General features: G+C 46.0%; 8 protein-coding genes and 1 riboswitch. Of the genes, 3 read left to right on the plus strand and 5 right to left on the minus strand.

What is annotated here, in order from left to right; genetic code table 11:
• Nucleotides 1–199: 199 nt before the first annotated feature.
• Together B2Z67_RS00370 and B2Z67_RS00375 are read right to left on the minus strand one after the other, a co-directional pair.
• Nucleotides 200–1,450: a hypothetical protein gene (locus B2Z67_RS00370; protein WP_291527830.1), complete on the minus strand. Its 1,251-nt coding sequence runs from the start codon at nt 1,448–1,450 to the stop codon at nt 200–202.
• A gap of 628 nt (nt 1,451–2,078) precedes the next feature.
• Nucleotides 2,079–2,954: a mechanosensitive ion channel family protein gene (locus B2Z67_RS00375; protein WP_291527831.1), complete on the minus strand. Its 876-nt coding sequence runs from the start codon at nt 2,952–2,954 to the stop codon at nt 2,079–2,081.
• A gap of 102 nt (nt 2,955–3,056) precedes the next feature.
• Nucleotides 3,057–3,152, plus strand: a riboswitch (TPP riboswitch).
• A 124-nt stretch (nt 3,153–3,276) separates the two neighbouring features.
• Here B2Z67_RS00375 and B2Z67_RS00380 point away from each other — a divergent pair.
• From B2Z67_RS00380 to B2Z67_RS00390, 3 genes are read left to right on the plus strand one after another with little or no spacing between them, the layout of a single operon-like run.
• Nucleotides 3,277–5,586, plus strand: coding sequence for a TonB-dependent receptor (locus B2Z67_RS00380; RefSeq protein WP_291527832.1), 2,310 nt, complete (start codon nt 3,277–3,279; stop codon nt 5,584–5,586).
• A 3-nt stretch (nt 5,587–5,589) separates the two neighbouring features.
• Complete coding sequence (gene pnuC / locus B2Z67_RS00385; RefSeq protein ID WP_291527833.1) at nt 5,590–6,186, plus strand: nicotinamide riboside transporter PnuC; 597 nt, start codon at nt 5,590–5,592, stop codon at nt 6,184–6,186.
• A gap of 23 nt (nt 6,187–6,209) precedes the next feature.
• On the plus strand, nt 6,210–6,887 hold the full coding sequence (locus tag B2Z67_RS00390) for a thiamine diphosphokinase (RefSeq protein WP_291527834.1): 678 nt from the start codon (nt 6,210–6,212) through the stop codon (nt 6,885–6,887).
• A 230-nt stretch (nt 6,888–7,117) separates the two neighbouring features.
• On the opposite strand, the gene thrC is transcribed toward B2Z67_RS00390, so the two are convergent.
• The 3 genes from thrC to thrA are packed head-to-tail and all read right to left on the minus strand — an operon-like array spanning nt 7,118 to nt 12,140.
• Nucleotides 7,118–8,440: a threonine synthase gene (thrC, locus tag B2Z67_RS00395; protein ID WP_291527835.1), complete on the minus strand. Its 1,323-nt coding sequence runs from the start codon at nt 8,438–8,440 to the stop codon at nt 7,118–7,120.
• Entirely contained in the window at nt 8,437–9,702 is a 1,266-nt protein-coding gene (locus B2Z67_RS00400; RefSeq protein WP_291527836.1) for a cofactor-independent phosphoglycerate mutase, read from the minus strand. The genes thrC and B2Z67_RS00400 overlap by 4 nt, the downstream gene beginning before the upstream one ends.
• A 5-nt stretch (nt 9,703–9,707) precedes the next feature.
• On the minus strand, nt 9,708–12,140 hold the full coding sequence (thrA, locus tag B2Z67_RS00405) for a bifunctional aspartate kinase/homoserine dehydrogenase I (protein WP_291527837.1): 2,433 nt from the start codon (nt 12,138–12,140) through the stop codon (nt 9,708–9,710).
• Nucleotides 12,141–12,566 lie beyond the last annotated feature (426 nt).

The raw sequence follows: 12,566 nt of genomic DNA on the forward strand, positions 1-12,566 counted from the left end.
TATCTATCCCAGACAGCCAATCTCTTGTTAACCTTAAATCTAATACTATGAAAAACACAGTACAAAGGTACGCACTTTGATGATATCTCCAAATTTTCAGGACGAAACGAGTTGATTTATAACATGGTTTAATAGAATAAAGGAACTCGTTAACTATATGGGGAGATTATGTTAATTTTAACCTTGAAGCAACTATTCTTTATCGAAACACTCCCATCACCCAATAATAATTCTCCAGCAGCTTATTAAGAATCTGTTCTCCCGCTCCAATTTCAATAAGCCTCGGCCCATTATCAGCGCCATATCCTCCGTAAGCTGCCGAACGGATATCGGGCAAGTACACAGGCCACTTCCCATTACTCCAGGTATATCCGAAAAAGAACGGAATTACGTTGTTAGGCTGCATCTCGCGTTTCCAGTCTATCTGAAACTTGATGAAAGGTTCTCCGGGAACAGTAGCAATGGCAATACGGTTGTTTATGGATATGACTGAGAAATAGACATTATATTCCAGGGACTTATCATATCTGCCTGTGAAGTGCAGGGAATCGGTCTTTACTTTAATATCCGCCACATCATACGGGTTCGGATAAATTTCTTTAGCCAGCTTAACCGCTTCAATGGAAAGCAGTTTTCCCATACGGTCAATCAAATCATAGTTTGAGGGACGCGGGTCATCCGGCCCTGTTCGTCCGCCATCCTTGAACAGAGGTGCCTGATTGCCGCCGCCACCTTGCACAAACATACAGTAAACCTGATTGCCAAAAGCCTCTTCCGTATATTTGGTTGCATACCCTACGTAATCGGCAGAGATTTCGAAATTATTCCAGGCAACATCGGGATGGCAGGCATAGTTCATCATAATTACTTTAGGATTTCCCTGGGTATCTTCCAGCTTTATAACACCTACGGAATTATCGACAGGCCCGTGCGGAATACGTTCCGGATTTACTGCCCGGTAATGATCGTCTCCTTCCCAGGATTCGAGGGCGCGCCCATTGTCGCGAAGAATAAGTCTGTTGAAACTCAGTTGGGGAAAACTACGATAACCGGCTGAAATGCGGGCCTCGAACATGGACAGGGAAGCTTTCTTCAAAGCATCGGTAATCTGCGCTTCCAGCCATTCTTTAGGTCCGGCTTGTGCAGAATGCGTATGCTGAGGGCAGAAGTAAAGCTCATTCAAGCGAAATTGCTTTTTCAATTTCTCTGCCAACGGAATATTAGTATATCCGCTCAAGTCCAACCCTACAAATGCAATACGCGAATCTCCTGCTTCAAGAATCAGGGTTCTCGCATATAGCGAATCGTGAACCGGGTAGCGGGGATTGGGCGGGGTTATATTCACTTTGCCTGTACCGGCCATTAACTTCTCGGCAGCATTCACACTTGCCACAGAAAAAACACTCGCCAGCACAAACAGCGCTGCAAACCAAAAGTTGTGTGTTTTCATATAAATTTCAATTATCTGATTAATATTTCAGGCAATAATACGTGGAACCGCTTAACAAAGCAATTAATTCTCTATTAACCCGGAGAACAATTTGTTTTTTTTAGTATATGAAGTAGTATTCATGATGAGTTAGAAAAGAACACGCATGGTTAGAAATACATTTGGGAGAAATCAAACTATCCCGTACACAATCTTGCGCTTGCATGGACGCAACACGACTCATAAGGAAGCTTATTACGAATACACTTCCTTTTACAAAACAATTACTTTTCATCTACGCTATTTTTGCGCGCAAACTATACTTCGATTATACGAGTACGAACAAATACCTTTAAGTATGACAAAAAGAAACGTGAGCTTCCCTTATCAAACTCTGAGGTATTTGGCATAACCCGTATAGACGATAAGTTCCACCCACGCATAGCGTAAGCGTTCACTGAACTTATTCGTGCCTATACATCATTTAATCGCCAAATTTCCAGAGTATACCGAATAATAGCAAACGCAATTATTAATATGTTTATTTTATTGTTATTTCATTCTTCATTTATTAATTTTGTTGTTTCAAATTACTATTACTTATCTAATTTAGATTTCTCAAAGATATTGAAATCCGGTGAATCTACCGTCATCTCTTTGCCTGATGCACCGTCAACTGTGGGAAGGGGAAACCGATACCCTCCTTATTGAATACGGAATAGATGGTTTTGTTCATATCGAAATAAACATCCCAGTAATCTCCGCTCTTTACCCAGGCACGGATAACCACATTCACACTACTTGCATCCAGCGCATTAAGCGCTACAAAAGGAGCAGTCGGTTCAGTCAGTATACGCTTATCTTCGGCAATAATGCGACGAACGGTTTCTTCTACCTTATCGTAGTTCTCACCATACTCCACTCCGATTATCCAGTCCACGCGACGAGTGTCCTCGCGGCTATAGTTAGTCACCGTACCGCTGCTCAGCGCTCCGTTCGGAATATAAATCACCTTATTGTCGGCAGTGGTCAGGATGGTGTGGAATATCTGTATTTCGCGCACCGTGCCCGACACCCCCTGGCTCTCTATCCAGTCGCCTACCTTATACGGGCGGAACAGAAGAATGATAAGACCGCCTGCAAAGTTTTGCAGATTACCGGACAATGCCATACCGATAGCCACACCGGCGGATGCCAGCAAAGCTGCAAACGAAGTAGTTTCCACGCCCAGCTTTCCGATAACGGCAATAATCAGCAGGATGGTCAGCAGGATATTAACCAGACTCTTGACAAAGCTCTGGATACCCGGATCCACCCGACGTCTTGCCAGTAACTTGGACGTCATCTTCTTTATAAGCGAAATAAGGAAGCGTCCGATAATGAAAATCAGTATAGCGCCAATGATATTCCCACCGGCATTTACACCCCAGTCAATTAACTGTTGAAGAAAAGACTGCAATTTGCCGATATCGCCTTTCACTGCGGCTTCGGCGGCAGGCACTGCTGCTTGTAATAATAATAACATAAATATTGTTGTTTGAAGTTATAGCTACAAAATTAACAAAATAATCCGATTATCGTTCACTACATTTGCTTATTTCATCGAAAACGGATAATTTTGCCAACGATTTCAATTAAGGGGTGCCCTAACATGACGGGCTGAGATCATACCCATTGACCTGATCCGGGTAATGCCGGCGGAGGGAAAAAGAGAAAAGTTCCCCTTTTCTGTATTAATCTAAACTGCATTATTTACAGTGCAGTAGTCAAAGTAGTTAACCCTAACAAAGTGATAACTATTTTAACTACGGTATGAATAATGCAGACTAAAACAATTGAGAACTGCAATGAGAAAACATGCAATGGCGGTTTGCTTCTTTATGGCAACGTTGAGTGTCTATGCGCAGACACAAGAAAAAGACAGCTTGCAGGAAGTAAACCTGCAAGAAGTAGAAATTACGTCCACCCGTGCCACGGGAACTACTCCGGTGGCGTTCACCAACATTAGTAAGGAACAACTCAAGAAACAGAACTTCGGGCAAGACCTGCCTTATCTGTTCAGTATGACGCCTTCCGCCATTACTACAAGCGACGCAGGAACAGGTATTGGATATACAACCCTGCGTGTACGCGGCACGGATGGTACGCGAATCAATGTCACAGCCAACGGCATCCCTATCAATGACGCGGAAAGCCATACGGTGTTCTGGGTCAATCTGCCGGATTTCGCCTCCTCCGTAAAAGATGTGCAAATACAGCGCGGTGCAGGAACATCCACCAATGGCGCAGGAGCTTTCGGCGCAAGCATCAATATGCAAACGGGCGACTTTTCTCTAAAACCTTATGCCGAAGTCAACGCTTCCTACGGTTCGTTCAACACCCACAAAGAGACTGTGAAAGCCGGCACAGGACTTATCAATAACCACTGGTCATTTGATGCCCGCTTATCCAATATAAGCTCAGACGGATATATAAACCGGGCTTCCGTAGGATTAAATTCTTATTATGTACAAGGAGCATACTACAACGACAATACGTCGATAAAGTTAATCACCTTCGGAGGCAAGGAACGCACTTACCACGCATGGAACTATGCCAGCAAGCAACAAATGGACGCATTCGGAAGACAGTTTAACTCATGCGGATACATGTATCTGGAAGACAAAACCGGCGGAATACATCAACCGGAAATTGATTACGACTATGGTATCGAGGAAGCTGTTCCACTACTAAAAGACGGCGGAAAATTCCGCTATTACGATGACCAGACTGATAACTACGTACAAAAGAACTACCAACTTTTAGTAAATCACACCTTCACTTCGCAATGGAACCTGAACGTAGGTCTTCACTACACAAAAGGCGATGGGTATTATCAGGAATATAAGATAGGAGGCAAATTGACGGAGTACGGCATGAAGCCTTACGAATATAACAGTGAGAATATAACCAGAAGCGACCTCGTCCGCAAGAAAGCAATGGACAACCGGTTTGGCGGTGGCGTATTCTCCGTAAATTACAACGGGAACGGCCTAAACGCTTCATTAGGAGGTGGCTTGAACCGCTATGACGGCGATCACTTCGGCAAAGTGCTATGGGTTAAGAATTACCTCGGCGAACTGAATCCGGATAAGGATTACTACCGCAACAACGCCACCAAGAACGACGGTAACATCTATCTGAAAGCGAACTACGAACTGGGCGGTGGTGTAAACGCGTACGCCGACTTGCAATATCGCCACATCACGTATAAGATATACGGTAACCATGATAAATGGAATGCAGAAGCCAATGCCCCGCAAACTCTTAACATTGATGAAAAGTTCGGCTTCTTTAATCCCAAAGCAGGGCTATTCTGGCAAATCAACCGTAACAACCGCCTATACGGTTCATTCAGTGTGGCGCATAAAGAACCGACACGCAACAATTATACAGATGGAAAACTAACCGAACGCCCCCAAGCAGAGCGGCTGTTCGATTATGAATTAGGATATACTTTTGCCAATTCATGGCTGCATTTGGGTACCAACCTGTACTATATGAGCTACAAAAACCAATTGGTACTGACCGGTGAAATGAATGAAATAGGCGAAGCCGTAGCCGCCAACGTACCCGACAGTTACCGTATGGGCATAGAACTGATGGCGGGCTTGAAACTGGATTGCGGTTTTCAATGGGACATCAACGCCACTCTAAGTCGTAACCGCGTACAAAATTTCGCCGAAACATTATACGAATGGGAAGATCAAACCACCGAGGCATGGAAAATAGAACGCGGAAACACACCTGTTTCTTTTTCGCCAGACTTCATTCTGAATAACCATTTCAGCTATACATACAAGGGGCTCCAAGCATCCCTGCAATCCCAGTACGTCAGCAAACAGTATATGACAAATGCCAAACACGACGACCAGATGCTGGACTCTTACTTCGTCAGCAATCTGAATCTGGCATACACGTTCACGTTACCCCATACCAAGTCCGTCACAGTAGGCTGCAGCATCTACAACCTCTTCAATGAAGAATACGAGAATAACGGGTTTGCCGGTAGCGGATATTCATTGAATGATGCAGGTAAGAAAGAGCGTTATAGTTATGCTACCTACGCCGCGCAAGCCGGAACAAATGTATTGGCACATATCTCATTAAGTTTTTAATGGATGGAACAAATTCTTGAAATAACCGGAACCATCATCGGGCTGATTTACTTATGGCTGGAATACCGGGCGAGCATTTACCTTTGGATAGCGGGCATCATCATGCCTGCTATCTATATTTTCGTTTATTATGATGCCGGATTGTATGCCGACTTCGGAATAAACATATACTATCTCGGTGCGGCGGTGTACGGTTGGATGATGTGGAAGTACGGTACCTTTGTCAAGCGGAAGCTGCATCTGCGCATTGAGGACGGCGTGCAGGAACTCCCTGTTACCCGCATGCCTTTGCGATATTATCTGCCTTTGGCGGTTGTATTCGCAATCACCTTTGTCGGTATAGCCTGGATATTGATACGTTTTACCAACAGTGATGTCCCCTGGCTGGATTCCTTTACCACAGCCCTCAGTATCGTAGGTATGTGGATGCTGGCGCGTAAATACGCAGAACAATGGTGGGCATGGATTGCAGTAGACGCCGTCAGCACCGGGCTATACATCTATAAAGAACTTAATTTCACCGCAGGGCTGTATGCGCTTTATACAATAATAGCTATCTTTGGCTATTTCAAGTGGAAAAAAATGATAGTTAGTAATTAGTGGTTAGCGATTAGTGATTAGCGATGAAAGAAGATAATGATAAGAATGCTGTGGGACTCCGGGTACTTTGTGGTGAATCAAAAGGTGGTGAACCGGATGCGGTAATTCTTGCCAATGGCGAATACCCTTCTCACGCGGTGCCTTTAGAGGTATTGCAAAAAGCGCAATATGTGGTTTGCTGCGACGGAGGGGCAAATGCCTACATAGCGCATGGCAATATACCGGATGCAATTATCGGGGACGGTGACTCTCTAAGCGAAGAAAATCACCGCCAATACCGGCATATCCTTCACAGTATCTCCGAGCAGGAAACAAATGACCAGACTAAAGCCGTAAACTATCTTTTGGCACAAGGAAAGAAGAACATTGCCATCGTCGGGGCAACGGGCAAACGGGAAGACCATACTTTAGGGAACATTAGCCTTCTTATTGATTACATGCGTGCGGGCGCCAAAGTTCGTATCTTCACGGATCATTGTATAATTGTTCCATGCCGCAATACCTGTACTTTCTCCTGTCAGCCGGGAACACAAATCTCCATTATTAACTTCGGCGCTCGCGGTTTGCGCGGTGAAGGGCTGCTTTATCCGCTCAGCGATTTTACTAATTGGTGGCAGGGTACGCTGAATGAATGTACAAAAAACGAATGTACAATTCATGCGGAAGGAGAGTACTTGGTGATGATAAATTTCAAGTTTTAATCAAGGCAACCATACCAGAATTCTTATTTATGCGAATCAGGAGTTAAAGGAGTTATCGCTTTACTCAGGGGTTATCAGCCCCCAAGCGGGCTTAGGAGTTAAAGCCAATACTCCGTGAATCATATAACATTAGTATCGACTTTAACTCCTAAGCCAACTTGTTGGCTGATAACTTCTTTAACTCCTCTAACTCCTAAAGCATGAATAATGCAGGTTAGAGTCAGAATCCGCTATAACGACATCAGATACTTCTTGAAGTCTGCAAACTCCTTTGTCAGTGGCAGACTCTTCTTTTCGCCTTGCATAAATGCTTTCAGCTTCGCAGGAATCTCCACTGCCTCGCCGATGATACCTTCAACAGTATCAAGGAATTTTGCCGGATGCGCCGTTTCCAGGAAGATACCTGTTTCGCCGGGTTTCAAACCCTCTTCCAGGGCGCGGAAACCACAAGCGCCATGCGGATCCAACAGATAATGATACTCCTTCCATGTCTCACGCATTGTTTCGGCAATCTGTTCATCGGTATAGGCAACACCGCTGACTTCCGCAGAAATAGCCGCATGGCTATTGTCGTAAAGTCCGAGTACCCGTGCAAAATTACTCGGGTCGCCCACATCCATAGCATTGGCAATGGTAGCCACGGAAGGGCGCGGGGTATAAACGCCTGTTTGCAGATATTGATAGAAAATATCATTGCTATTGTTGGCTGCAATAAAACGTTTCACAGGCAATCCCATACGTTTGCCGAACAAACCGGCAGTGATATTACCGAAGTTTCCGCTCGGAACACAAATAACGGGTGACGGGTTATTACCAGCCTGCACTTTGTCACACGCCATTTTCTTCAACTGCGCATAAGCATAAAAGTAATAAAAAGCCTGCGGTAAAAAACGGGCTACGTTAATGGAATTGGCGCTGGTCAGTTGCAAACGTTCATTCAATTCCCTGTCCATGAAAGCAGATTTCACCAATGCCTGGCAATCATCGAACGTGCCATCCACCTCAATGGCAGTGATATTCTGCCCAAGGGTGGTGAATTGCTTTTCCTGTATCTCGCTCACCTTACCCTTAGGATAAAGCACGTAGACGTGAATACCTTCTACACCCAGGAAACCATTTGCAACGGCGCTCCCCGTATCACCGGAAGTAGCGACCAGTACATTGACCTGTTTCTTACCTTCCTTCGCAATGAAATATCCCAGAAGACGCGCCATGAAGCGCCCGCCCACATCTTTAAAGGCAAGCGTAGGACCGTGAAAAAGTTCAAGGGAATAAATATTCTCCGCCACCTTCACCAGAGGAACATCGAAATTCAGCGTATCATATACGATTTGCTTCAATGTATCGGCAGGAACATCTTCTCCGAAGAAAGCATCGGCTACACGATAGGCAATTTCCTGAAAAGAAAGGGTTTCGATGCTATCGTAGAAATCCTGTGGCAAAGACTTAATGGCATAGGGCATGAATAACCCTTTATCGGCTGCGAGTCCTTTCACTACGGCTTCTTCCAAAGTCGCATCAGGAGCTTGTTTGTTGGTACTGTAATAGTTCATATCGAATAATTTGTAAGACCCATAAATTCATTAATAAACTCATCCTCTTTCAACAGTCCGTAACTTCCCTCACGGACTGACATTTCATCAAAGCTCTGCACACTATCCGGTTCAATACCCGGATACCAGACGAGGAAAGGAACCGGTTCATTGGTGTGCGTACGGAGTTCACACGGCGTAGGATGGTCGGGCAATACGGCAATGGCCACCGGCTCATCCCAGCCTTTCACTGCTTCGTAAACAGGCCCCACAGCACGGCTATCCAGATTCTCTATCGTCAGCAGTTTCAAATCCACATTTCCTTCATGCCCCGCCTCGTCACTGGCTTCAATATGCAGGTAGACAAAATCGTCTGTCGCCAAAGCATCCAGTGCGGCAGCTACCTTATTTTCATAATTGGTATCGTACAGTCCCGTGGCGCCTTCCACTGTCAGGCGTCGCAAACCGGCATAATAACCGATACCGTTAATCAAATCCACCGCCGAAATCACTGCACCCCGTTTAATCTGAGGGAACTTATCAGATAAACGTTCCATCTTCGGACGATAACCGGGACTCCAGGGCCAGATGCTATTGGCAGGGTCTTTCCCTTCCGCCACACGTTCCAGGTTCAACGGATGATTCTTCAGTAGTTGCTGCGAACGCAGAATAAGGTCGTTTATCAAATCCGCCGTCTGTTGCGGAGTCAGTCCGGCGTCTCCTTCGGGAACGGTTATATTCTCCGTGCCCGGCACAGGCTTCACCAGCAATGGGCGGAATGGTTTCAGGGGCACATCGTGGGGCGGAGTACAGTCAATACGCTTATCTCCGCCTTTGATTACCAATAAATGGCGATACTGAACGCCTGTATAGAAACGCACGTGTTCATTGCCTAAATGTTCCTGCAAATACTTCACCAACACATCGGCTTCCTCCGTCGTGATATGTCCGGAAGAATGGTTCTTGATGTGTTCGCCTTCGATGCAGATAATGTTACAGCGCATCGCCATTTCTCCCGGCTTCAGGTCTACACCGATGCTGGCAGCCTCCAGAGGCCCGCGCCCTTCGTAAACCTTTGACAGATCGTAGCCTAAAACGGACATATTAGCCACCTCGCTGCCGGGATGGAAACCATCGGCCACGGTCTTCAACCGCCCCGTGCGCCCCATAGCCGCCAGCTTATCCATATATGGCGTACGGGCATGTTGCAACAATGTCTTGTCACCCAACGACTTTACAGGCCAGTCGGCCATTCCATCGCCTAATATGATTAAATGTTTCATTTCAATTAAACATTCGCAATACTCATGATATCCGCAAATACACCCGCTGCCGTTACACCGGCGCCGGCGCCATATCCCTGTATCATCATCGGATACTCCTTATAACGCTCGGTTGTCAGCAAGATAATATTATTGCTGCCTTCCAGCCCGTAGAACGGATGATTGACATCCACTTCCTGCAAGCCGACAGACGCTTTGCCATTCTCCAGCCTGGCAACAAAACGCCAATGCTTATTCTCCGCTTCCAATACCTTGCGACGTGCCTCGAAGGCAGCGTCCAAGCTCGGGACTTTCTTCCAGAAGTCGTCCAGCGAACCGTCGAAGAAATCATCCGGTACGAACAGGTTCTTCTCAACATCCGACTGTTCCAATCTGTAACCTGCCTCACGTCCCAGAATAACCAATTTGCGGATTACATCCTTTCCGCTCAGGTCAATACGCGGGTCAGGTTCGGAGTAACGCTCTTCCTGCGCCATCCTGATGGTCTTGCTGAAAGGAATGTCGGCGCTGATTTTATTGAATATATAGTTCAACGTACCGCTCAGTACGGCTTCAATTTTCAATATCTTGTCGCCGCTATGTATAAGGTCATTAATCGTATTGATAATCGGTAGCCCCGCACCTACATTCGTCTCGAAGAGGTACTTCACTCCACGCTGGCGGGCAATGCTTTTCAGTTCACGATAATTCTCGTACTCCGAAGAAGCCGCAATCTTGTTGGCAGCTACCACTGAAACGTTATGCAGCAACAGGTCTTTATACAGGGAAGCAACCGCTTCGCTCGCTGTGCAGTCCACAAATACCGAGTTGAAGATATTCATGCCGATAATTTCATCATGCAAAGTCTCCAGGGTACTCGGCTTGCCTTTTGCCGCCAACTCTTCACGGAAGTTAGCCAGATCGAAGCCTTCGCGGCTGAACATTGCCCGGTCTACATCGGCTATGCCTACGATATGCAACTTCAATCCGTTCTCCATCATCAGTTTCTGCTGCTGGCAACGGATTTGCTCTACCAGGCTGCCGCCCACCGTACCGACGCCACAAATAAAAAGATTCAGTACCTGATACTCCGACAGGAAGAATGAATCGTGGATAACATTCAGCGACTTGCGCAGCGATTTGCCGTCAACCACAAATGAGATATTCGTTTCCGAAGCTCCCTGCGCACAGGCAATCACATTGATACCGTTGCGCCCCAGCGTGCCGAACAGCTTTCCGGCAATGCCCGGCGTATGTTTCATATTCTCGCCTACAATAGCTACGGTAGCCAGATTCCGCTCCGCCTGTATCGGAGAAATCTCTCCCATTTCTATCTCCTTGGCAAACTCTTCATTCAGCACTTCACATGCCAAATCGGCATCCGCATTGCGTACACCGATGGATGTGGAGTTCTCCGAAGAGGCCTGTGACACAAGAAACACACTGATGCCATTCTTCGCCAGCACCTTGAAGATGCGGTAGTTCACCCCGATAACGCCTACCATGCCGAGTCCCTGCACGGTAATCAAACTGGTATCATTGATGGAAGAAATACCTTTGATGGCTTTCGAACGCGGGTCGGACACTTCCTGCTTGATAATCGTTCCCGTTCCTTCGGGATTAAACGTGTTCTTTATCAGTATGGGAATATTCTTATGATAAACCGGATAGATAGTGGGCGGATACACCACCTTGGCGCCAAAGTTGCAAAGCTCGGTCGCTTCCACATAACTCAATTCGTTGATAGTGTAGGCAGTGGATATTACGCGCGGGTCGGCAGTCATGAAACCGTCCACATCCGTCCATATTTCCAGTTGGGAAGCATCCAGCGCAGCCGCAATAACCGCTGCGGTATAATCGGAACCGCCACGACCCAGATTCGTTACATCTCCCGATACCTTGTCGGTAGAAATAAACCCGGGCACCAGCGACCGCTTCGGCAAGCCGGCAAATGTCTCACGAATCAGTTCATTCGTCAAGTCCGTATCCAGCACATATTTGGAGTGCTTTCTTTCCGTCTTGATAAACTTGCGCGAATCAAACCATTCCGCACCCGTCAACTGTGCCACGATGATGGACGACAAACGTTCGCCATAACTCACAATCGTGTCGGACGTCTTTTGCGAAAGGTCTTTTATCAGGTAAATGCCTTGGAAAATATCTTTCAGCTCATTGAGCAGTTCACCCACCTGACGCTGCAATTCCACCTGCTCCTCACCGGCGGGAATCACTTCCTTTATCATCTCCACGTGACGGAAGACTATTTCACGGAATTCGTTCTCGTAGGAGGCATCACCGGCAGCCGCCATTTTCGATGCGTTAATCAGTTTGTCCGTAATACCGCCCAGTGCGGATACCACTACGATTACCGGTTCTTCGATTGCTTCTACAATTCTCTTGACGCTTAAAATGCTGTTCGCGGAACCTACGGACGTTCCGCCGAATTTTATGACTTTCATTCCTTTTATTACTATTAATGTTGATACAACGTGTCGGAAACAGGACGCAATCGCCTGCATTGACTTGGATTAAATAAGAAAAAACTGCTGAAAAAGTGTATCACGTAGAAACACAAATACTATCCCTTAACCCCTAAGGGTCATGGTTGTCCACATAGATGTGACTGTATGGCGATAGTACTTATTCATAATCTCTGTCTCTCGTTTTATTGAAAAGTGTTGCAAAAGTAAGAATAAAAACATTCAATCTATCACTTTTTGCCGTTTTTTTGTAATAAAAGCATTAATAACTCTCAAAATAGACGGAAAAATACAAAAGGGGAAGTAAAGTACACCCATATTGCAACGCAGGGAAATCCGGTAGCACGGGCATAGTTTTATTACATATTATCATCCATCTCAAGATATATCACTATATTTGCAACG

The sequence above is a fragment of the Bacteroides sp. UBA939 genome, assembly GCF_002293435.1.
GTDB lineage: Bacteria > Bacteroidota > Bacteroidia > Bacteroidales > Bacteroidaceae > Bacteroides.